This window comes from Ruminococcus sp. 5_1_39BFAA (assembly GCF_964240875.1).
In the GTDB taxonomy this organism is placed as follows: domain Bacteria; phylum Bacillota; class Clostridia; order Lachnospirales; family Lachnospiraceae; genus Blautia_A.
Genome location: NZ_CAXSVO010000017.1, coordinates 66,317 through 87,682, shown reverse-complemented (window position 1 = coordinate 87,682; position 21,366 = coordinate 66,317). Strand labels below are relative to the sequence as shown.

The window sequence follows — 21,366 nt, the reverse complement described above, 5'->3', positions numbered from 1 at the left end:
AAATAAAGACAGAAAACTGAGCAACCTGTTGACAAGCGATGAAATCACATCAGCGACAGCTCATGAAATCGCTAACAGCAAACCACACGCATGATTCATCGACTGCGGCGGATTGCTGATCGGGGCAATTTTATTTCTGCCAAGCTATTTTATCGGATTCCCCTTGTCTTTTGCGGCTGCAACTGCTAAAATTCAAAATATACACCGTATCATATCAGGAGATTTTATCATGAATGTAATGCCGATTTCGCAGCTCATCGAAAAAGTAACCGCAATCTGTAAGAAGAATTACGTCCAGAGATTGGATCTCTTCGGCTCTTTCGCTACTGGCACAGCAACATCGACCAGTGATATAGATTTTGTTGTTTATGGATGCAGGGATCTTTTAAAACTGGAAGAGGAATTGGCGGAAATAGACACGCTCCGTAAAATAGATATTTTTGATTATGACAGCATCAACAATCCATTTCTGCTGGAGGACATAAAAAAACATGGAAAACAAATCTATTAACCGTTATAATACCTTTTGCAAAAGTCTCAAAAACCTGCAAAAAAGCCTGCATGCCGATCCGGAGAAGGATTTTGTCCTGGAGGGAACGGTACTAAACTTTAATCTTACTTTTGACATTTCCTGGAAAGTAATGAAGGATATTCTTATCAAACAGATGGAAATCCTGGACTTTGCAATCGGCTCTCCCCGAGAAACGCTCCAGCAGGCTTTTACCAACCGCATCATTGATGATGACCAATGGATGCAAATGCTTCGCGTAAGAAATCAGCTTGCCCATGACTATGACGGTACTTTTGCCGCTGAAAAATTCAGCGATATCATAAATGTGTATTACCCCTTGTTTGACAAATTTAAAAATCATGTCTCCAAATACTATGAGCACCTGTAGTCCAGGGAGTAAGCAGTGCTGTTTGCTTTACTCTCTCGGTTTCCCAATGCTTCAATATTAAATATCAGAAAAACCCGGAAAACGATAGTTCTCCGGGTAATCTTATGCTTGGACCCAAATCCGTTCGATTATCCATAATTACTTGCCAACAGCAGCACGGACTGTTCCAACAGTACGTCCACCTTCATGGTTTTAAGGAGCATTCTAACATATCACTTCTCCATTATTCTCTACTGTTTTCAGGCATTTTGGGCAGTTTCGTCTAAAATTTGTATCAATTTTCCAGACTTTCAAACTCAAAATAAACTCACGGCACGGTTACCACTTCCTCAAAACTGAAAAAAAGGGCTTCCCGATCTCTCGGAAAGCCCCTTAAATTCAAGCAATATTCAAATTACTCGATAACGGTAGCAACACGGCCTGATCCAACAGTACGTCCACCTTCACGGACTTTGAGATTGCAATATCTGGTGATAAATGGCTGTTTTCTATGGCTTTATTGTCTCGATTATATTATTTTCGGCAGAAAATCTGTAGTTTCTAAAAATTTTGTAGCCAAAATGTAGCCATTATATCTTTATTATTTTTCAATTAATAATATATCATAAATGAAATTAAGCATCGGAGCGAATACCTGCATCGACATAAACACCGTTGCATCTGAAGCAATAACCTGTGGATTATGTACAAACATATTCAAACCAATCGTATTCACATGATTATTAATATTGGCTTTGACGTCTTTTGACAACGTTATTTTGTATTGATTTGAAATGGTTTTAAATGCACTAATGAACTCAGGAGATTGCGTTGCAACATATTTCTGATAATCCGGTGCCGTCTCAACACAGCTCTGTAAAATTAATGTTCGACTTACCAAACTAGGGAAACTAAAATTATTTTCTTCATCTTTCATATATTGGAAAAATGTTTTACATGATGATTCAACCAAAATCCTAACCGCTGCCATACACAAGGTTGGAGCTTCTGTATAATACGAAGATATCGCATCAATCAGTTCTGGAATTTTATAGGATTTACTTCTCAATTGATCCATTTTCGGAAACAGTGCATCTATTCTAGCTGATCTTGCTCCACCGCCAGGTTGCCTTTCAATCTTTTTAACATTTACAATTAAAGTTTTTTGAAAGTCTCCATATTTATACAAAATAATATGTTTTCCTTCTCCATTATCTTTTCCGAACAAATCATTTTTTATTACCGTTGTTGTATATTGCGAACTTATCTGTATATTATCTGGCAATACATCTTTACAGGAACTCCGAGAAATAAATTCCCGCAAATTAACTGAATTACCCTTATATACTTCAATTGAATTTTTCGTCAATGAAAACTCCGGAATCTTCTCCTTAAAAACCAAACTAATGTTATATACCGTCTGCTCAAAAGACACTTCTACAATATATGTACCTGCTTTTGTTGTCTGTACATTCCACTCTTCATCAATAGATATTTCGGACTTATTATAATTTACTTTCACATCATCCAAACCAATATTATTGCAAATAACATTTTGACCTAATTCAATTTTATCCCCGAGACGAGCAGTAAGCGTATTGGATCTAATACCCAGTGATTGAATAGGAGGATTTTTTACAGCAATATCAATTCTTGTAAATGCAGCCACCACTATCTCTCGCATTATTTTAATAAATTTTCTTTGTGCTAGAGAATCTACAAAATCATTTCTTTCTTTTGAAATTTTTAGGCTTTCTTTATTCTCATTATAACAATCCATGTCCAAATACCCATAAGTATTTTTCAATTTATAGTTAGTAGCCTTTACATTCTGACTGACCTCTGACAAGTTTAGCCAATCATTATCTTTATCAAGATATCTATACAAGCTATAATTATTTACATATATCCTTATGCCTGCTGGCCACTGTTCCAACTGATCATCCTTCTGATTTCTCCAAGTATAAAAAACTCCAGAGAACGTCGGTACAGTTATTGAAACATAATTCGGATCAAACAACTCTGATTCACTAATTTTTCTAAGTGGCACTACACCCTTTTCAGGTATCTTTATATCTGTTGCAAATCTATCAACACTTTTTTTCTCTTTTAAATCAATAACTTTATCTGCAAACGTATAAAATCCTGTTACATTATCCTCATAAGACAATGTAATTTGATTATCCTCATACCTAAAACTTGCTTTGGCAATAAAACCCTTATTATCTGCCTTATTTTTATGATAATATTCTTCAAGTGTTTCTACAGGATAAAAACTTTCTTCACGTCCATCAATAATTAGTTGAATTTTAGGTAGATTTGTATCATTCGTGAAAAATCTCAGCGATGTCATAAATAACTTTACTTTTTCCTCTGGAAGCAAAATCATCTTTAACTTTTCACTATCAACACTTTTTAGCAGAACTTTTGTTCCCGTAAATTTTTCTTCTATTTCTTCGTAGTTATACTTTTGATCACCTTTTTTCCAAATTATGCAATATGCTTTCTCATCCTTTTTAGAATACGTTTTCATTTCAAGCTCTTCAGCTATGAAAAAAGCTGTTAATAAACCTAATCCTTTACTACCTGAAAACGGATTAGCAATTGGTGAAGAAATATTATCCCCTTTCATTTTTGATGAATATCCAGCTTCTCCTAAATGTTTAATTTCTTCCTCACAAATACCAACTCCAGTGTCCCTTATTTCTATTGTCCTATTTTCCTCGGATATACTGACTATTATGGGATCTTCATTATTCAAGCACGAATCTGCAGCATTTTTTATTAATTCGGTTAATGTTATAACTGGACTCTGCACTGCCGCCAGAATATCCTCATATTTACCTTCTAAAATATTAGCATTAATCTCTTTCATCTTTCGCATCCCTTTTTCAATAATAAAGTAGTCTCTTTTGACATAGAGCTGACAGATTGTCCATCTGACAATCTTGATACCTTCCTTGGCATTCTTTTATTCAAAATATTTCTCGTTATTACATACTCGACACTCAGATTATAGTGTTTTGCAAGGTCTACATTTATTTCCGTAAATGGAAATTCTATTCCATCCACCTTCCTATTTCCCAACGTAAGTACCATACGCCCCCCTTTTTTGAGTAAGCGTGTCATTGCACGAAAGGAATTTTCATAATCCGCATAAAACTGCATTATTTTTTTCCGTTTATGGGGAGATATCTTTTCTATGTATTCATTAACCAATTGTGAACAATAAAACGCATTTTTCCTTGATAATGTTCCTCCCAGACTAAGTGAATCAAGTTTTGAAAAATTATCAATACTTGAAATATCATATTGAAAATCATTGCTATCTATCCATAACAATTGTAACATTGAAAACTGTCCATACGTAACAGTTGTCCCATTATCACCATACGGCGGAGAAGTGCAAATAATATCAAATGTTTCTTTTGGTATTTTTTGCATTATACTATTTGAATCACCACACTCCAATCTATATTTTCCTAATGGAGGATATCCGATTAATTTATATGTCTCTTCAATTTTATTTTTAAAATCTTCATAAATATTATTCTCCATATTTTTTATTTTCTCTTCATCTTTAGCATGTAATTTAAAAGTGGATGTTCTAGTATTACTGTATTTTTTTACAATCTCTCCAAAGCATAGCCAGTAGTATCGCCTATTTTTACAATTATTTTGTAACATGATGGCCGTTCGTATCACAGATAAGTCATTAATAACATCATTCCTAAACCATTTATTAATATTATCGAAACAATGAATTGTATAGTCTCCGCTTTTTTTCAATACTTCAATATGTTGTAATAATATTTCATTACTCATCTGTATTTCATTTGGATCGTATTTTTCAAGCTTAGCTAATGCGATAATATGCGCATAAGGATTAATATCAATACCGAAAACTTCTAATCCTATTTGCTGCCCTTCTACAAGAGTAACACCTGTTCCATGAAATGGGTCTAGCATCTTATGATAAGCCGGATTTTCGTCAACTAATAACTGTAATAATTCGTGTTGCATTGGAGCAACCATTGGTGCTGGATAACTTGCAATTTTGTGGATTCCATCAATTTTAGAATTTTTAAAATCCCAATACTCCATATTATATCTGTCTAATTTTTCCGCCAAACTCATCTTTATCTCTCCAATACTCTTCTTGTTTTATTGCTCAATCCCCCGAATTAAACTCCACCAATTTCTCCCAGTCAATGCTTCCATCTTCCTTACAGAAACTATTGGAAAATTCTCTTACCAGTCTATTCGCTGCCTTATTGTAGCTTTCCTTATAGTCCGCCACATACTGTTCCGGCATTGTTCCCATATATACAATAATTTTCTTATAAAATTCTTCATCACCAGTCAATTCTGCCCAGAATCTCTTACCGGCAAGTTCCTGATACATCTTCGGTTTACCACGTCCAGATTCTTTCTTCTTGCCATAACAGTAACCGATATACGCTTCATATCTTGCTTTCGCCTGCTGTGCCAATTTAGAGGCTGCTGTAAAGTTCTGCTCCTGTCGCTTTTTGCTATCAGCATTAAACACAGACGGTCCACTTTTAACCGCAATAGCAGAAATAGTATTCGTCTCATTGTTCTGAATCATAATATCAATGCCTTCTGCCAAAGCCTTATATCCTCCGCTGGCTGCAATGGCAATTGGCTCAAAAAAGCAATTTCCGAATATCGTCTCCTCACTGGAACTTACAAAAGCAGTCAATACAGATTCTACTATTTCCGCAGCACTCTGCATGGCTTTTGCACGATATAAATATGGATTTTTTCGTTTCATGACCTTTTGTATGTTTAAAGCATCTATCTTTTCAATCAATGTCCCATAAAATGTCTCCAACGCAGAAGCTATTGCCTGAATAACGGCCTGTTCATCATAGGAATTATTTAACGGCATACATATTTCCTCCTATTTCTATCGCATTTTTAATTCTGTTATGTACATTTGTGCCTCTAAATCTTTTTGTCTCTATTACTGCAGATTTATCAGCAACAGCTATGACAGCCTTACCTATAGCTTCTGCTAAACCAACCGGGACAGCATTACCAATTTGCCTGTACTTTGCAGCTGTGGTTCCTGTAAAAATCCAGTTATCTGGAAACTGCTGAATTCTGGCATATTCTTTCACACTCAACGGTCTGTTCTGGGTAGGATGACACATCATCGTAGCTTTCTGAACAGGAGATGTCACCACGGTTGGTGACGGCTGATCATAAGAAAGCCGCCTATAAAATCCAACCTTGCCTCCGCCTGATGTATAAGCCCCACCCATCGCTATTGGTATTATATCCTCTGGTAAATCTCTCCAGTTCCCACCTTGCGGAACCATCTTGAGAAATTTCAAACGTTCATCACTTAAGGTAGCACACTCACCGCTATCAAATTCTAAGTCTTCAATCACACTTCTCACTGACTGCCACTGATATTCCTGATTCTGATGCATCTGGAAATGGGTTGGTATCGGCAAAAAGATATCCTCATTATCTCTGCTCCCAATCAACACAAAACGTTCTCTAAACTGTGGTACTCCATAATTAACAGCATCCAATACCCCATAAACCGTCTTATATCCCAACTTATTAAACTCTGACAATATTACGTCTAATACCGTTCCCAAACGCTGCTCAGGATCCTTTTCATCCCTTTCTGCTAAAGGAACATGCTTAAGCGGTGCAGACATGATTCCTTTTACGTTCTCCATAACAAAAAATCGGGGGCGGATATAATCAATCATCCGGATAAAATCCATAAACAGGCTTCCTCTCGGATCATTTATCCCCAGTCTTTTTCCTGCTGTAGAAAAGGGCTGACAAGGTGGCCCTCCGCAAATAAGAAATGGTTCTCCAATATGTAAACCTGTTAAACTTAATAATTGTTGTGGCTCAATCTCCCTGATATCTCCTTCTAACACTTTATGTCCATTTGCCCGCATTGTTTTTACGCAGGAAGCGTCAAAATCTTGACCAATGACAACATTAAGCCCTGCTTTTGCCAGTCCGATATCCAATCCCATAGCACCAGAAAACAAAGAAATTACATCCCTATTATCGTAATACTTGCTATATTGTTCATATTTCATAATAGTGCCCATCAGATTTCCTCTCCGTTTTCCAGTACAAATTTTCTTTCAAATGAACTATTTACCGCATCAGCTATATCCTCTAGCTCTGATACTGTAAAGCTCTCCCTCTTCATTTTTCCGCCAAAATTCTGTGGAGTAGTTCCTACTCTTCGGGCCAATTCTGCCACACTGATATTTGACCGGACACATAATACTTTTATTTGTTCTGAAATAGTCATTCAGGGTACCTCTTTCTAAAATCAATTTTTACCTTTTCAGTATAAATCAAATCATTTATACAGTCAATCAAATACTTTCTCATATAGATATTTAGGGATTACTATCATCTATTTCCTTACAACTCATTTACACCTTTGCTACTTCCTGTTAAAATATATTCATCTATTAAAACGCAAAGAAGGAATCATCATGTCCCGCACACAAGAAGCCATATCAAAAAATATGAGCAAAATACACAGCTCTGACACTTCTATTGAAGTACGGCTTAGGAAAGCCCTATGGCATAAAGGCTACCGTTATCGCAAGAATTACAAAGTTCTTCCGGGTTCGCCGGACATTGCATTGACCAAATACAAAATTGCCATCTTCTGTGATAGTGAATTCTTTCACGGAAAAGACTGGGAAGTTCTTAAGTTGCGTTTAGAGAAGGGGAAAAATCCGGAATACTGGATTAAAAAAATTGAACGGAACCGGACTCGCGATATGGAAACTGATAAAAAGCTTCTATTTCTTGGCTGGACAGTAATTCACTTCTGGGGACAAGATATTACCAAACGAACCGATGAATGTATTAAAGTTATTGAAGAGGTCATCTGGGATTCACAAATAGATTCTTTCTCAAATGATCTTTTCAATTGAAATATATTCTCTACATCACGCTGATCCGAAGTTCACTTGTCTCTCTTCCTTGGATATGGTCTCTTTTCGTCTGTAAGCCCCAGAAGAAAATCTACGCTTGTTCCATGAAATTCTGCCAACTTAATCAGAACCTGCGTAGGAATATCGACTTCACCGCGCTCATAGTTACTATATATTCTCTGACTACAATTCAATATCTTTGCAATTTGTGTCTGGGTCAAATCTTTATCTTCTCTCAAATCCCTGATTTTTTGATACATTGTCATCACCTCATGGCAATCATATCTTAGCGGAATATTCGCTATTGCATTTTAGCGAGAATATCGCTAAAATAGTTTTTGGAAGAGGTGAAGTTTTTATGCGTATATTAAAGAAACTTATATCATTTACTGGCTATTTACTATTTTTTTGTTCTTATTTTTATGTATTGTTCATTAACCTGTTTTATGCTTTTGCAAGCAGTAGTGACAACGGTATTCTAAAGCCACTCATTGTGTCCGCTGCTTTAGCCGCTCTTCTTCCCGGAACCATATGTTGGCAATATCATTACATAGGCAAACTCGAAAAAAGATTAGAAGAATTGCAAAGTATTCTCTTTGATACGACTCCCAAGAACCAAAAAGACAAGGTTTCATAATAAATTTTTAACCTTGTCTCTTTGCTTATGACTATTTTAATTTAAAATACTGCATATAGATAATCCTAATCCCTCTAGTTGGCATCTTTATTCACTTACAAGTGTTTCATTTCTAATGCGACATAACATAAACTATTTCATATAGCACAATTTCCTCCGCTGTACTCTTCAGCGCATTCATCTTTTGTACCCATACTATGGGAGCATCCGCTTTCAGTTGCTCCGTTATCCCTTGCTGCACCGCCATTTGTTTTATCAGAAGTTCTACCATCTCATGTGCTTCCTTATCTACCATGTTCAAATGTTCATTTAATTTCCCGGATAATACCATCGACTGATAGTACCACTGTTTATGCTCTTTCAAATAGTTTTTTCTTAACATCCCATACTTCCCGTAATTCGCCGTTTCTTCCTCCGGTACCGCTAAATCTGGCAAGTAATAGTCTCCATATAAGGAATAAGTTAATCCGTTATTCTCGTCATAAATGTGCTTTTCCATATTCATTCCTACCTTTCCATATTCCATTTCTTTGGTTTGCTCTTTATTTTGTCCTCTTCTCGTACAGCCACAGTTTGTTTGGCTATTTCAAGCCTTTTCAATACACTCTGTTCTTTTTCCGGCTGTTCTTTCTTCCTATTTTCAAATTTTTCCCTCTCTTCATCTTTTCGAACCGCCAGAAACACGGTATCTTCACCCATGACACGAACAACCCGGTCAAACATAATTGCTATACTTTTCAGTACTGCGTTTTCCTCTTGAAGTTCCTTATTTTTCTCAATCAATATACTATTTTCTTCCTGCAATGACTTTTTCTCTCTTTTCAAGATTTTAATTTCTATACGAGCATTTGTTAGCTTCTGTGTGACCTGTTCAACTCTTACAGCCAACGATGCAATTTTATTTTTCATGCGGATAAACAATGGCTTCGCCTTTTTCTCCCGATAGGAAGAAGCTAATTCCAAAGTCCCTGCCTGTGGTAACTGCTCTTCTATTTTTTCCTTGAAGTCCGCCGTTTCAGCATTCATGCTATCTATTATCGGTTTTAAATTTTCAAGTCTTTTTTCGTGCTTCTCAGCTTCCTTTTCCGCATGATCAGCTCTATCTTTAGCTTCTTCTACAGCTTTTTCTGCATCTGCTTTCGTCTGCTCCAATATTTTAATGTCAGCTCTGGATTCCACCATCTGTCCAATCAGACTTTCATTTTGCACTGTCAGGAGGGCATTTTCCTTTTCCAGAGCTTTTACTTCCTCTGATCGCACCTTTTTCTTGTAATCATAAACTGACAAATGTTCTTCATGTGTGCCTTTTTTCTCCCACTCAATACCATGTCTCTCCATAACACCAGCAAGCACTTCTTTTTCATGATTGATCCATTGGTTCCATTCTGAATCATGCTTTGTTCCACCCTTGAATCCGAGTGAGGCCAACGCCTGTTTCAATGATACCTTGGTATCCAATCCTTTTCCCTTCCATCCGGATATATAAGGCACAAAATCAATATGCAGATGTGGAGTGGCTTCATCCATATGAAGATAACAATTAAACACCCGTAAAGTCGGATTCCGTTGCTGAAAGTCCTTCATATATTCGTCAAGTATTTTAGCAGCCGTTTCTCCTTCAACCGTATCTGATGACATATCATCTTTATTTCCAATCTGGATAATCATCTCATGAAATAATTTCTCCTGTTTCCCCTGACGGATTTTCTCATAGTAATCAGTAATCTTACGGTCATTTCGTTTTTGTACTGCATTATATCTTTCTACTGCTTCGTCAAACAGCTCATGGTAAACCTTTCGGAGATTCTCATCATAATATTTTACATTCAGATGCGTCCGATCAGAATCCACGTTCTCTGCAATAAAAGCTCTTCGATTATGCGCAAGAGACCCTGCACCCATCATTCCACTGATTGTTCTTTTCAATAAGCATTCCCCCTTCCTTTTCTAATAGAACAGTGCCGGATACGGCGGTTTTGTTACTTTTGTCAAAAGTAACGCAAAAGCACTTTCGACAGCCGTTCCGTCCATCAAAAGTACCCTTGCGCCCTACCGGGGGTACAAGACGTCTGAGGACGTCTGTTCTGCACCGACCGAAGCGGGGCGAAGATCTTTTTCTCCCTACGGTCGATGCAGCTGCTCCCGGTTATATCCTGGCTCTGATATACTCCAGATCACCACGATAAGGTGTTCCTACCAGATACCAGTTCCGGGCAGCATCCATTTCCATTCTGGTCTCTACCCATTTGCCGTCTACCAGAACTTCCAGACACTCTCCGCAATGAAATCCGGTATCAATCCATAAATCTGCTGATAATAATCCATATCTGTCATTGCTGCTGTTGTATCCTAATCTTCCCTGTCTCATAGTTGAAATCTCCTTTCACAATCTGACCAGAAAGGATGCCCCGAAAAAAGGCTCCCTCTCTTTGTCAATCCTTTCCGATTTTACTTCCAAAGCCTTGCCTTATCTGCCACTGATACAGGAGCGTGTCACGCCCCTGTCATAAGGTGATCAGAAAAAACTACCATCGAAACTCCTCCGCTACTCCTCGCCTGTCCAGATACTCCTGTCGGGCTTTCTCTCTTTCTTCCAAGGTGGCTGCGCTTTTCGATTTCCCATACAATTCATGCATCACCAACGCATCCAATTTCTTTTCCAATCCCTGTTTAATGCTATTTTCCAGATTATAATTTTCCATCAAATGGTATTGTAAAAGCTGGCAAAACAACTCAAACGGTATCTGTACGTTTCTCATTGGTGTCTCCTTCCTGTGACGGTTCTGACGATTGTGACGCTGTTTTCAGTACCGTTTCCGTACCGGAAATAACCGTCATATCGTCACTTACCGTCATTTCATCCATTAACCGCAGACTAATCAGACTTCCTTTACTGGTATGCTTGTTGGAATATCGAATCTTATAATCTTCCAGCAAATCATCTACTGCAATATTCAAAGCTCTGGTAAGTACATTGGCTTCTATCTCAATACCCGTAAGTAAAGCCGACAGCTCTGTAGCACTTCCTGTCCACACTTTGCTATTCTTTATCAATGCAGCTACTGCATCAAGCAGAGGATTTGGCGGCTTCTTCCATAACTCCACATCATTTTTCACGAATTTCCACAGACAATGTTCCCGATCAAACTGCAGATATATTTTCTGATCCTGCTGATCACGTCCCGCAACTTCCAGCGTTGCTTTATTATCTGTTCGCTTCTCTTTCTCCATAACGAAGGCACCATCTGCAGCTCCCAGCAGACCATTGGTACCGGAAATACGTTCAAAGCTATCGGAAGAATCCAGTTTTCTTGTATGATGTACCAGAAGAATGCAAACACCATATTTATCACTGAATGCTTTTAATCGTGTAACATTCTGGTAGTCATCCGCATAACTGAATTTATCTCCACCTATTTCCTTTACCTTCTGCAGTGTATCAATAATAATCAGCCTTGCATCTTTATGCTGCTCAACAAACTGATTCAACTGCTCTTCTAATCCGGTATTCAGAGTTTCTGCCTCAACTGCAAAATAATAGTTCTCGCTGTCCTCAACACCGAACATCCTTGCCAGTCGTTTCTGCAGCCGCTCTTCCGTATCTTCCAATGCCAGATAAAGTACGGCGCCCTGTGTAACCGGATAATTCCATAACGGAATGCCTTTACTCACATGGTATCCAAGCTGTGCCATAAAGAAGGATTTTCCTACCTTTGGTGCTCCCACAAACAGATAAGTTCCGTTATATAACAGTCCTTCTACCACAGGTTTACTGGGCGGATAAACTGTATCATACAGTTCCGTCATAGATTTTACTTTCAGTGCATGAGGGGCATTCTGCCCCACCATGCTGTTGCTTTTCGTCCTATTCACGGAATTTTGCTGTTGTACCTGTCTCGTACTTTCTGGTATAATGTTCTTGTCAGTTATTACGGACTGTTTCACATCTGCGCCAACATACTGGAGTTCCTTAGCGAGCGGGCCAGGCGAGCTTAGTAACTCCGTATGCAGAGCTGATGAATCTGAAACAGTCTGTTTTTTATTTAAACGCTGCATTCCGTTTTCCTCCCTTCCTCTCGCTGGGCATTTAACATCTCCGCCAGTTCTTTCTGCTTTGTTGGATACAGATGCCCGTAAGTATTCAAGGTAACACGGATATCCTTGTGTCCAAACCGTTCCTTGATCATCAGCGGCTGTACACCATGATCGATCAGGTACGCTGCATGGCTGTGGCGAAGGTCATGGACACGAATTTTTTTCAGATGATGTTTTTCAATCACTCTTTTCATTTTGTGCTGTACTGACTCAGCCACAATCGGAAAAATCCTGTCATCTTCCTGAAGTCCATAAAGCTTGTCCATATACTCTTTTAATTCCTTTACCAGAAACTCTGGAATATCAATAGTTCTGATTGACTGTTCCGTTTTAGGAGGAGTAATAAAGTCTTCTTTATGCTTCCGGTAATACGTTTTGTTAATCCTCAACCGATAATTTACTGTATCAATATCGGCTTTTGTCAAGGCAAGGGCTTCGCCGATTCTGGCTCCGGTCCAGAAAAGCAGTTCAAACAGAACATAATATCTTGCGCCGGGTTCTATCTGAGCGATAAATGCGTTATACTCGTCTATCGTCCAAAACACCATTTCATCTGCATCCGGTTTTCCCATACGCGCCATCTTTTCAAACGGATTTTCTGCCAGATCATACACCTTGCAAGCATGAGTGAATACTGCTTGAAAATGCTTATGAATATCATTAAGATACGTTGGTTTATATCCCATTGATGTAATCTTGTTCTGCCACTGGATCAGTTCCGGAGCTTTAAAACTATTCATTGGACGATCAGCAAAGTAAGGAAAAATGTGCTTTCTGAATACATCCCGTTTGTTATAAACAGTTCGTTGTTTAATCACATTTTTCTTATCCTCCAGATAGATTTCAAAGAAGTCTTTCAAGGTTGTATTCAAAATGTTTCCCTGAGAAAGCATCTGTCTCTCCCATTCTTTAGCATCCTTTTTTCGCTTAAAACCCCGCTTCTTTTTATGAATTGTTTTCCCAGTCCAGTCCTTTACTCTAACCTGTGAAGTATAAGTCCCATTTTCTTCTCTCGTAATTGACATTCAGACACCTCCTATTCTTTTTCCCCATATAATGCTTCGGCTCCACCATAGAATTTTTCTTCCCAATAGCGCCTCGGCAATCTTCCAGATACCGTTACATAGCCCTTTTCTCTTAGATTATCGTTTAAACCTTTGATAATCTTATATGCAGTTTCTTTTGCTACACCAAGAGTAGCTGCCACTTCATCTGCATATACCATTGTTTCTCTTCTTGCCATTATTCATCTCTCCTTTCATTGGTACTCATATGTGTACCTTGTATTGTTATTATATAGTACTCATTTGTGTCCGTCAAGTTGTTTTATTGTTTTTATTTTTTTCACACAAATTAATCATTCTATGATAGAATACAAATGTGTACCTGTCATTGAAAGGAGATGCAGCCATGACTACAGGGGAAAAAATAAGATATTATAGAAATCTTCGAGGAATGTCGCAGGAAACCCTTGGAGAATTATCTGGCATTCACTATGCCACCATAAAAAAATATGAACTCGGTATCCGTAATCCAAAACCGGAACAACTCCTCAAAATATCAAATGCTCTGGGAATCAGCATCAATGTTTTTTTAGATTTGGATATATCCACTGTTTCAGATGTTCTCTCTCTACTGTTTAAAATGGATGATGAAATTGATATGAATATATCTGCAGATAAAAAGGAAGACGGAGCTTATATTCCATCTTCGGTCAGAATTTCTTTTGACAATAAAGAACTAAATAAACGATTATGCAAATATCTGGAAACAAAAGAACTGCTAAACACTGCACAGGAAAAATATCAATCAGACAGTATGGATGAAAAACAAAAAAAAGAACTGGACGATCTGGAAAAAACGATAGATGAGATCAAGCAATCTCTAATCGACAGTAACCTCGTAATCCGTAAAGGAACTTCCGGTATCACTGTGAAAATTCCTCAGATTTGATTTCATAGAAGGAATCATTGTATATGTAGCCATTGTAATAGAAATGTAGCCAAACTGTAGCCACTTTAGGAAACTGAAGTGGCTGTTTTTCTGTCCGCAAATAAATTTTTACACTCTACCCATCGTAAATAACTCTCTCTATTTTCTATTCCCGGGTAACAGAAAAACCCCGGAAACACGAGGTTTCCGGGGCATCTTATGCTTGGACATAGTGGTATCTAAGATACCATTTTATATTCGAATATATGATTACTCGATGATTGTAGCAACACGGCCTGATCCAACAGTACGTCCACCTTCACGGATAGCGAAAGTAAGACCCTGGCTCATAGCGATTGGGTGGATCAGCTCGATGGTCATCTCGATGTTATCGCCAGGCATGCACATCTCGGTTCCTTCCGGAAGGGAGATAACACCTGTAACGTCTGTTGTTCTGAAGTAGAACTGCGGACGATAGTTGTTGAAGAATGGTGTATGACGGCCACCTTCATCTTTTGTCAGAACGTAAACCTGAGCGGTGAACTTGGTGTGGCAGGTAATAGTACCTGGTTTTGCAAGAACCTGTCCTCTTTCGATTTCGTTTCTCTGAACACCACGAAGCAGAGCACCGATGTTATCACCAGCCTGTGCCTCATCAAGCAGTTTACGGAACATCTCGATACCGGTTACAACAACCTTACGAGTCTCTTCTTTGATACCAACGATTTCAACTTCCTCGGATACGTGAAGAACACCAGCCTCTACTCTACCAGTAGCAACAGTACCACGTCCAGTGATGGAGAATACGTCCTCTACAGGCATAACGAAAGGTTTGTCAGTGTCACGCTGTGGGTCTGGAATGTAGCTGTCAACAGCTTCCATAAGCTCCATAACCTTGTCGCCCCACTCGCTGCTCGGATCTTCCAGAGCTTTCAGAGCAGAACCCTGGATAACCGGCAGGTCATCTCCTGGGAAGTCATACTCGCTTAACAGCTCACGGATCTCCATCTCAACCAGCTCAAGAAGCTCCTCATCGTCAACCATATCACATTTGTTCATGAATACAACGATGTAAGGAACACCTACCTGACGGGAAAGAAGGATGTGCTCTTTTGTCTGAGCCATAACACCGTCTGTAGCAGCAACAACGAGGATAGCACCATCCATCTGTGCAGCACCGGTGATCATGTTCTTAACGTAGTCAGCATGGCCTGGGCAGTCAACGTGTGCATAGTGTCTGTGCTCGGTCTCATACTCAACGTGTGCGGTAGAGATTGTGATACCACGCTCTCTTTCTTCTGGAGCTTTATCAATGTTCTCAAAGTCTGTAGCTGTGTTTCCTTCAACTCTTTCAGACAGAACTTTTGTGATAGCTGCTGTTAAAGTAGTTTTACCATGGTCAACGTGGCCGATGGTACCAATGTTACAATGCGGTTTTGTTCTCTCAAACTTAGCTTTTGCCATTTTAAAACGTCCTCCTTGAATATTGGCTCTTTCTATCAGAGCATCTTATTTCGGTTTTAAACTTGCTATCCTTGATTATATTGCAAATCAAGGACATTTGCAAGTATTTTTAATAAAATATAGATTATCAGAAACGTGCTCTAGGTCAGTCCTTCTTGGAAAGTACCTTTTCCTGTACGCTCTTTGGTACCGGCTCGTATTTTTCGAAGAACATGGAGTAGTTACCACGTCCCTGAGTTCTGGAACGCAGGTCTGTTGCGTATCCGAACATCTCAGAAAGCGGAACGTATCCACGGATCATCTTACCACCGCCGATATCCTCCATACCTTCGATACGACCACGACGGGAGTTAATATCACCGATAACATCACCCATGTAATCTTCCGGTGTAGTAACCTCAACCTTCATGATAGGCTCCAGAAGGATAGGAGCTGCTTTGTGCATAGCATCCTTGAATGCAAGAGAACCTGCAATGTGGAATGCCATCTCGGAAGAGTCGACTTCATGGTAAGAACCATCGTATACATTTGCATGTACGCCGACTACCGGATATCCACCAAGAATACCAGCTTTCATAGCTTCCTCGATACCTTCGCCAACTGCCGGGATATATTCCTTCGGAATAGCACCGCCGACAACAGTAGACTCGAACTTGTACAGCTCTTCGCCGTTGGCATCCATAGGCTCGAATTTAACTTTACAGTGACCATACTGTCCACGACCACCAGACTGTTTTGCGTACTTGCTGTCCACATCAACAGGTTTGGTGATGGTTTCCTTGTAAGCAACCTGAGGAGCACCAACGTTTGCCTCTACGTGGAACTCACGCAGCAGACGGTCAACGATGATCTCCAGATGGAGCTCACCCATACCAGCAATAATGGTCTGTCCTGTTTCCTGATTTGTATGTGCACGGAAGGTCGGGTCCTCTTCTGCAAGTTTTGCAAGAGCCTCACCCAGTTTGCCCTGTCCTGCTTTTGTCTTTGGCTCAATAGCCAGCTCGATAACCGGTTCCGGGAATTCCATGGATTCCAGGATTACCGGATGCTGCTCATCACAGATTGTATCACCGGTTGTGGTGAACTTGAATCCGATTGCAGCAGCGATATCACCGGAGTATACCTTATCCAGCTCCATACGCTTGTTAGCATGCATCTGAAGGATACGGCCAACACGCTCTTTCTTGCCCTTAGTAGAGTTATATACATAAGAACCAGAATTTAAAGTACCGGAGTATACACGGAAATATGCCAGTTTACCAACGAATGGGTCTGTCATGATCTTGAATGCCAGAGCGGAGAACGGCTCTTCGTCAGAAGAATGTCTCACGGTCTCATTGCCTTCCATGTCCACACCATCGATTGGCGGGATATCTGTAGGAGCAGGCATATACTCAAGAACTGCATCCAGAAGCTTCTGAACACCTTTGTTTCTGTAAGCGGAACCACAGCAAACCGGAACAGCAGTACATTCGCATGTAGCTTTTCTCAGAGCAGCTTTCATGGCCTCTACAGACGGTTCTTCACCCTCCAGATATTCCATCATTAAGTCATCATCAAGCTCGCAGATCTTTTCTACAAGCTCTGTACGATAAAGCTCTGCGTCCTCTACCATATCCTCAGGGATATCAACGATAGAGATGTCATCGCCCTTATCATCGTTGTAAATATAAGCCTTCATCTCGAATAAGTCGATGATTCCTTTGAAGTCATCTTCTTTTCCGATTGGGAGCTGCAGGCAGATTGCATTTTTACCCAGACGGGTCTTGATCTGCTCTACTGCACCGTAGAAGTTCGCACCCAGGATATCCATCTTATTGATGAATGCCATACGAGGTACGTTATAGGTGTCAGCCTGACGCCATACATTTTCGGACTGTGGCTCAACGCCGCCCTTTGCACAGAAAACGCCGACAGCGCCGTCAAGTACACGAAGGGAACGCTCAACCTCAACTGTGAAGTCTACGTGGCCTGGGGTATCAATGATATTGATACGATGCTCCAGAGCGCCTGGCTTCGGCTTGCAGTTTTCTTCCAGTGTCCAGTGGCATGTTGTTGCAGCGGATGTGATGGTAATACCTCTCTCCTGCTCCTGCTCCATCCAGTCCATGGTAGCAGTACCTTCGTGAGTATCACCGATTTTATAGTTGACACCTGTGTAATAAAGGATACGTTCTGTAAGAGTTGTCTTACCTGCATCGATATGAGCCATAATACCAATGTTTCTGGTTCTCTCGAGCGGGTACTCTCTACCTTCTTTTCCAGCCAATGGATTTTCCTCCTCGATTAGAAGCGATAGTGAGCAAATGCTTTATTTGCTTCAGCCATCTTGTGCATGTCTTCTTTCTTCTTAACAGATGCGCCTGTGTTGTTCATTGCATCTAAAAGCTCGTTAGCAAGTCTCTCTTCCATGGTCTTCTCGCCTCTCTTACGAGAATAGGTGGTCAACCAGCGGAGAGCCAGAGCCTGACGTCTGTCAGCTCTTACCTCGATCGGTACCTGATAAGTAGCACCGCCGATACGTCTTGCTTTTACTTCCAGAAGCGGCATGATGTTATTCATAGCCTCTTCAAATACTTCGATAGCTGGTTTGCCAGCTTTTTCTTCTACTCTGGCGAATGCGCCGTATACAATCTTCTGAGCGACACCCTTCTTACCGTCTAACATGATGTTGTTGATAAGCTTGGTAACCACTTTGTTATTGTACATCGGGTCTGCCAGAACGTCTCTTTTCTGAGTATGTCCTTTACGTGGCACGTTACTTCCCTCCTTAATCAAAATGATTAAATCATCGGTACTCACTTCAAAAACTAAGGTGTTCGCACTGGTAAAGTCCTATATTTAAACCCGCAACCGACAGGGTATATGGAATACCGTACAAGATTTATAGTTCTTGTGATTTCGCGAATGATTTGAAACTGAGTTTTACTTATTTTTTAACTTTCGGTCTCTTAGCGCCGTATTTGGAACGGGCCTGTTTTCTGTTAGCAACACCCGCGGTATCCAGTGTACCTCTGATGATGTGGTATCTGGTACCAGGTAAGTCCTTTACCCTTCCGCCACGGATCAGAACAACGCTATGCTCCTGAAGGTTATGACCTTCTCCTGGGATGTAGCTTGTTACTTCGATTCCGTTGGAAAGACGAACTCTGGCGATTTTTCTAAGAGCTGAGTTAGGCTTCTTAGGAGTAGCTGTTTTAACAGCGGTGCAAACGCCACGTTTCTGTGGTGCAGACTGTTCAACTGCTTTCTTTCTTAATGAGTTGTAGGTTTTCTGCAGAGCCGGTGCTGTAGATTTCTTAACAGCGGTCTGACGTCCTTTTCTTACTAACTGGTTGAATGTTGGCATTCCATTTCACCTCCCGATTTATTTCTCCATAGCTTTCTATGGGGCCATGCGGTTGCTATTGTGTTTTGAGCGCGAAAAAAATATGCTTTATTCGCACGCTTTTTGATTATAGCCCGGAAACAAAGGGCTGTCAAGCTATTTTACAGGAATTTTTTTCTGTTTTTCGGCACTTTTTACATTTCACCGCGATAAACAGATAAATTTTCCTTCCTATATAAATGTCCCACAGGCAGTAATTCCTCCCCTCAGGCGATTGCTTTTTCAGTTCCGGCTTATTATAATGGAAAAAAGATTTTTTTCGACCACATATTGATTATTCCCATTACGAGGAGGTTCATACATGAAAAAATGGTTACTTATTTCAGCCGCTTTTCTTTCAGGCATTCTCTGTGCCTTTTCCCAAAATCCTGTGGAAATCCACGCTGCGGTCGCTCTTAACGGCTATACGGTAGGGATCGACCCAGGACACCAGGGGCCTAATGTAGATATGAGTGATCCAGAGCCAAACGGTCCCGGCTCATCCGAAATGAAGGCCAAGGCGACCAGCGGGACTCAGGGCGCCTTTACCGGGCTTCCCGAATATCAGTTAAATCTGGATGTTTCCCTGAAGCTTAAAAGCATTCTGGAAAACCGCGGTTATCAGGTCATTCTTACCCGAACAGATAACGATACCGCCATCAGCAATAAGGAACGTGCAGAGTACGTTGCCCGGGAGGGTACGGATATCTATGTACGCATTCACGCAAACGGGTCTGATTCTCCGGAAGCTTCCGGTGCACTGACGATTTCGCCCTCTTCCTCAAACCCTTATATATCGCCTCTCTACGAGGATTCCAACAGGCTTTCCCAGTGCATCCTGGATGCCTATTGCAGCGCTACGGGCTTTGCGAATCTGGATGTCATGTATTCGGATACCATGACCGGGATTAATTGGAGCACCGTTCCTGTAACCATTGTGGAGATGGGGTTTATGACAAATGAAAATGATGACCGTAAGATGAGCGATGCTGCATTTCAGGATGTGATGGCAGAAGGGATTGCTGACGGCATTGACGATTATTTCGGCTTAGAAGCACAGAACGCCGCCGCGGCAGGCGACATCTCCGATGGGGAGGTATTTGGTCCTCCTGCACCGGAAGGATATATCGCTCCCGGTCAGACATCGCCAGGTGCCGAAACAAGCGAGTCCGCAGATTTCAGCTCCGGTGAGGGAATGCTTTCCCCCTCACACGGCAGCTCTGCATTTACTGACGCTGCTAATACTGACGAAGATCTTGACAAGCTTCTCACACAGGTTAGCAGCCTTTTGCCCCCGGACAACGGTGACTGGTCCGTATATATCTGCAATCTGCAAAAAGGCACCGAAGGCGCATTGAACGCGCAGCCCATGCAGGCAGCCAGCCTGATCAAGCTGTTTATCATGGGCGCTGTTTATGAAAATTACGATGCCCTCTCCCAGGTATATGGAGTTAACGCAATAAATCAAAATTTAAATCCCATGATCACTGTCAGCGATAATGATGCTGCCAACACGCTGGTAAACTGGCTTGGAAACGGAGATAATACCGCAGGAATGCAGGTGGTCAACACATTCTGCCAGAATCACGGTTATACCAATACCTCCATGGGCCGGATGCTTCTGGCAAGCAATGAGTTTGGGGATAACTATACCTCAGTCTCTGACTGTGGAAAATTCCTGAAAGAAGTCTATAAGGCCAGCCAGGGCACAGCCCCGATACCCTCTCTCTCCCATGCAGAGGAGATGTATGAGCTTTTAAAACAGCAGACCAGAACAAACAAAATCCCTGCCAACATGCCGGAAGGCGTCCATGTGGCAAACAAGACCGGAGAACTTTCCGACGTGGAAAATGACGCTGGTATCGTCTTCGATGCCGCAAAGGGCACAGATCTTATAATCTGCTTTATGTCCCAAAACCTGAACGACACAGCGGCTGCCCAGACTTTGATCGCCCAGAACAGCCGCATGATTTATGGATATTATAATGAATGATAACTAAACTTCCGAAGGGGTGCCATAACCGTGCCCCTTCTCCC

At 40.6% G+C, this 21,366-nt stretch carries 23 protein-coding genes; 6 read left to right on the top strand and 17 right to left on the bottom strand.

The window, feature by feature from the left end:
- Nucleotides 1-229 precede the first annotated feature (229 nt).
- Nucleotides 230-511 (top strand): nucleotidyltransferase family protein, encoded by a 282-nt coding sequence (locus tag ACESZH_RS16250; protein WP_373217702.1) that lies wholly within the window; start codon nt 230-232, stop codon nt 509-511.
- A complete protein-coding gene (locus ACESZH_RS16245; protein ID WP_373217703.1) occupies nt 492-899 on the top strand; it encodes an HI0074 family nucleotidyltransferase substrate-binding subunit in 408 nt (135 codons plus the stop codon). The genes ACESZH_RS16250 and ACESZH_RS16245 overlap by 20 nt, the downstream gene beginning before the upstream one ends.
- A 580-nt stretch (nt 900-1,479) precedes the next feature.
- Here ACESZH_RS16245 and ACESZH_RS16240 read toward each other — a convergent pair.
- The 5 genes from ACESZH_RS16240 to ACESZH_RS16220 are packed head-to-tail and all read right to left on the bottom strand — an operon-like array spanning nt 1,480 to nt 7,194.
- Nucleotides 1,480-3,753, bottom strand: coding sequence for an ATP-binding protein (locus tag ACESZH_RS16240; RefSeq protein ID WP_173729175.1), 2,274 nt, complete (start codon nt 3,751-3,753; stop codon nt 1,480-1,482).
- Nucleotides 3,750-5,015, bottom strand: coding sequence for a DNA adenine methylase (locus tag ACESZH_RS16235; RefSeq protein WP_173729174.1), 1,266 nt, complete (start codon nt 5,013-5,015; stop codon nt 3,750-3,752). The genes ACESZH_RS16240 and ACESZH_RS16235 overlap by 4 nt, the downstream gene beginning before the upstream one ends.
- 34 nt (nt 5,016-5,049) lie before the next feature.
- Complete coding sequence (locus ACESZH_RS16230; protein ID WP_173729173.1) at nt 5,050-5,790, bottom strand: PmeII family type II restriction endonuclease; 741 nt, start codon at nt 5,788-5,790, stop codon at nt 5,050-5,052.
- Nucleotides 5,777-6,985: a DNA cytosine methyltransferase gene (locus ACESZH_RS16225; protein WP_244093063.1), complete on the bottom strand. Its 1,209-nt coding sequence runs from the start codon at nt 6,983-6,985 to the stop codon at nt 5,777-5,779. The genes ACESZH_RS16230 and ACESZH_RS16225 overlap by 14 nt, the downstream gene beginning before the upstream one ends.
- Complete coding sequence (locus ACESZH_RS16220; protein ID WP_173729172.1) at nt 6,985-7,194, bottom strand: helix-turn-helix transcriptional regulator; 210 nt, start codon at nt 7,192-7,194, stop codon at nt 6,985-6,987. The genes ACESZH_RS16225 and ACESZH_RS16220 overlap by 1 nt, the downstream gene beginning before the upstream one ends.
- 190 nt (nt 7,195-7,384) lie before the next feature.
- Between ACESZH_RS16220 and ACESZH_RS16215 the strand changes: the two genes are divergently transcribed.
- Nucleotides 7,385-7,834 (top strand): very short patch repair endonuclease, encoded by a 450-nt coding sequence (locus ACESZH_RS16215; RefSeq protein WP_173729171.1) that lies wholly within the window; start codon nt 7,385-7,387, stop codon nt 7,832-7,834.
- Nucleotides 7,835-7,866: 32 nt separating this feature from the next.
- Here ACESZH_RS16215 and ACESZH_RS16210 read toward each other — a convergent pair whose 3' ends face one another.
- A complete protein-coding gene (locus tag ACESZH_RS16210; protein WP_173729170.1) occupies nt 7,867-8,094 on the bottom strand; it encodes a helix-turn-helix domain-containing protein in 228 nt (75 codons plus the stop codon).
- A gap of 98 nt (nt 8,095-8,192) precedes the next feature.
- Between ACESZH_RS16210 and ACESZH_RS16205 the strand changes: the two genes are divergently transcribed.
- Nucleotides 8,193-8,471, top strand: coding sequence for a hypothetical protein (locus ACESZH_RS16205; RefSeq protein WP_173729169.1), 279 nt, complete (start codon nt 8,193-8,195; stop codon nt 8,469-8,471).
- A 112-nt stretch (nt 8,472-8,583) separates the two neighbouring features.
- Here ACESZH_RS16205 and ACESZH_RS16200 read toward each other — a convergent pair whose 3' ends face one another.
- The 7 genes from ACESZH_RS16200 to ACESZH_RS16170 form a co-directional block, all read right to left on the bottom strand.
- Nucleotides 8,584-8,997 carry a TnpV protein gene (locus tag ACESZH_RS16200; protein ID WP_373217705.1) on the bottom strand — a complete coding sequence of 138 codons (414 nt, stop codon included), beginning with the start codon at nt 8,995-8,997 and terminating at the stop codon, nt 8,584-8,586.
- Complete coding sequence (locus tag ACESZH_RS16195) at nt 8,979-10,397, bottom strand: plasmid recombination protein (protein ID WP_373217706.1); 1,419 nt, start codon at nt 10,395-10,397, stop codon at nt 8,979-8,981. Before ACESZH_RS16195 ends, ACESZH_RS16200 begins: the two co-directional genes overlap by 19 nt.
- A 220-nt stretch (nt 10,398-10,617) precedes the next feature.
- On the bottom strand, nt 10,618-10,839 hold the full coding sequence (locus ACESZH_RS16190) for a DUF5348 domain-containing protein (RefSeq protein WP_173729168.1): 222 nt from the start codon (nt 10,837-10,839) through the stop codon (nt 10,618-10,620).
- A 157-nt stretch (nt 10,840-10,996) separates the two neighbouring features.
- Nucleotides 10,997-11,230 (bottom strand): complexin-2, encoded by a 234-nt coding sequence (locus ACESZH_RS16185; protein WP_173729167.1) that lies wholly within the window; start codon nt 11,228-11,230, stop codon nt 10,997-10,999.
- Entirely contained in the window at nt 11,205-12,527 is a 1,323-nt protein-coding gene (locus ACESZH_RS16180; RefSeq protein ID WP_173729166.1) for a helicase RepA family protein, read from the bottom strand. The genes ACESZH_RS16185 and ACESZH_RS16180 overlap by 26 nt, the downstream gene beginning before the upstream one ends.
- Nucleotides 12,515-13,591, bottom strand: coding sequence for a tyrosine-type recombinase/integrase (locus ACESZH_RS16175; RefSeq protein WP_373217708.1), 1,077 nt, complete (start codon nt 13,589-13,591; stop codon nt 12,515-12,517). Before ACESZH_RS16175 ends, ACESZH_RS16180 begins: the two co-directional genes overlap by 13 nt.
- 11 nt (nt 13,592-13,602) lie before the next feature.
- The gene (locus ACESZH_RS16170) at nt 13,603-13,809 is read right to left on the bottom strand and encodes a hypothetical protein (protein ID WP_173729165.1); all 207 of its coding nucleotides are present in this window, start codon (nt 13,807-13,809) and stop codon (nt 13,603-13,605) included.
- 167 nt (nt 13,810-13,976) lie between these two features.
- On the opposite strand from ACESZH_RS16170, the gene ACESZH_RS16165 reads away from it, so the two are divergent.
- The gene (locus ACESZH_RS16165; protein ID WP_173729164.1) at nt 13,977-14,519 is read left to right on the top strand and encodes a helix-turn-helix domain-containing protein; all 543 of its coding nucleotides are present in this window, start codon (nt 13,977-13,979) and stop codon (nt 14,517-14,519) included.
- 249 nt (nt 14,520-14,768) lie between these two features.
- Here the strand turns inward: ACESZH_RS16165 and tuf are convergent, their stop codons facing one another.
- The 4 genes from tuf to rpsL all read right to left on the bottom strand — a co-directional run bounded on the left by tuf (nt 14,769) and on the right by rpsL (nt 19,311).
- Complete coding sequence (gene tuf / locus ACESZH_RS16160; RefSeq protein WP_373217710.1) at nt 14,769-15,962, bottom strand: elongation factor Tu; 1,194 nt, start codon at nt 15,960-15,962, stop codon at nt 14,769-14,771.
- A 145-nt stretch (nt 15,963-16,107) separates the two neighbouring features.
- A complete protein-coding gene (gene fusA, locus ACESZH_RS16155) occupies nt 16,108-18,231 on the bottom strand; it encodes an elongation factor G (RefSeq protein ID WP_373217711.1) in 2,124 nt (707 codons plus the stop codon).
- 17 nt (nt 18,232-18,248) lie between these two features.
- On the bottom strand, nt 18,249-18,719 hold the full coding sequence (rpsG, locus tag ACESZH_RS16150) for a 30S ribosomal protein S7 (RefSeq protein WP_317348343.1): 471 nt from the start codon (nt 18,717-18,719) through the stop codon (nt 18,249-18,251).
- A gap of 172 nt (nt 18,720-18,891) precedes the next feature.
- Nucleotides 18,892-19,311, bottom strand: a complete 420-nt coding sequence (rpsL, locus tag ACESZH_RS16145; RefSeq protein WP_373217712.1) for a 30S ribosomal protein S12 — start codon at nt 19,309-19,311, stop codon at nt 18,892-18,894.
- 340 nt (nt 19,312-19,651) lie between these two features.
- On the opposite strand from rpsL, the gene ACESZH_RS16140 reads away from it, so the two are divergent.
- Nucleotides 19,652-21,322 (top strand): N-acetylmuramoyl-L-alanine amidase, encoded by a 1,671-nt coding sequence (locus ACESZH_RS16140; protein WP_373217713.1) that lies wholly within the window; start codon nt 19,652-19,654, stop codon nt 21,320-21,322.
- Nucleotides 21,323-21,366 lie beyond the last annotated feature (44 nt).

Coding starts and splice junctions, on each gene's coding strand:
- ACESZH_RS16250 (WP_373217702.1), top strand. CDS start 230: ATGAATGTAATGCCGATTTCGCAGCTCATCGAAAAAGTAACCGCAATC.
- ACESZH_RS16245 (WP_373217703.1), top strand. CDS start 492: ATGGAAAACAAATCTATTAACCGTTATAATACCTTTTGCAAAAGTCTC.
- ACESZH_RS16240 (WP_173729175.1), bottom strand. CDS start 3,753: ATGAAAGAGATTAATGCTAATATTTTAGAAGGTAAATATGAGGATATT.
- ACESZH_RS16235 (WP_173729174.1), bottom strand. CDS start 5,015: ATGAGTTTGGCGGAAAAATTAGACAGATATAATATGGAGTATTGGGAT.
- ACESZH_RS16230 (WP_173729173.1), bottom strand. CDS start 5,790: ATGCCGTTAAATAATTCCTATGATGAACAGGCCGTTATTCAGGCAATA.
- ACESZH_RS16225 (WP_244093063.1), bottom strand. CDS start 6,985: ATGGGCACTATTATGAAATATGAACAATATAGCAAGTATTACGATAAT.
- ACESZH_RS16220 (WP_173729172.1), bottom strand. CDS start 7,194: ATGACTATTTCAGAACAAATAAAAGTATTATGTGTCCGGTCAAATATC.
- ACESZH_RS16215 (WP_173729171.1), top strand. CDS start 7,385: ATGTCCCGCACACAAGAAGCCATATCAAAAAATATGAGCAAAATACAC.
- ACESZH_RS16210 (WP_173729170.1), bottom strand. CDS start 8,094: ATGTATCAAAAAATCAGGGATTTGAGAGAAGATAAAGATTTGACCCAG.
- ACESZH_RS16205 (WP_173729169.1), top strand. CDS start 8,193: ATGCGTATATTAAAGAAACTTATATCATTTACTGGCTATTTACTATTT.
- ACESZH_RS16200 (WP_373217705.1), bottom strand. CDS start 8,997: ATGGAATATGGAAAGGTAGGAATGAATATGGAAAAGCACATTTATGAC.
- ACESZH_RS16190 (WP_173729168.1), bottom strand. CDS start 10,839: ATGAGACAGGGAAGATTAGGATACAACAGCAGCAATGACAGATATGGA.
- ACESZH_RS16185 (WP_173729167.1), bottom strand. CDS start 11,230: ATGAGAAACGTACAGATACCGTTTGAGTTGTTTTGCCAGCTTTTACAA.
- ACESZH_RS16180 (WP_173729166.1), bottom strand. CDS start 12,527: ATGCAGCGTTTAAATAAAAAACAGACTGTTTCAGATTCATCAGCTCTG.
- ACESZH_RS16175 (WP_373217708.1), bottom strand. CDS start 13,591: ATGTCAATTACGAGAGAAGAAAATGGGACTTATACTTCACAGGTTAGA.
- ACESZH_RS16170 (WP_173729165.1), bottom strand. CDS start 13,809: ATGGCAAGAAGAGAAACAATGGTATATGCAGATGAAGTGGCAGCTACT.
- ACESZH_RS16165 (WP_173729164.1), top strand. CDS start 13,977: ATGACTACAGGGGAAAAAATAAGATATTATAGAAATCTTCGAGGAATG.
- tuf (WP_373217710.1), bottom strand. CDS start 15,962: ATGGCAAAAGCTAAGTTTGAGAGAACAAAACCGCATTGTAACATTGGT.
- rpsL (WP_373217712.1), bottom strand. CDS start 19,311: ATGCCAACATTCAACCAGTTAGTAAGAAAAGGACGTCAGACCGCTGTT.
- ACESZH_RS16140 (WP_373217713.1), top strand. CDS start 19,652: ATGAAAAAATGGTTACTTATTTCAGCCGCTTTTCTTTCAGGCATTCTC.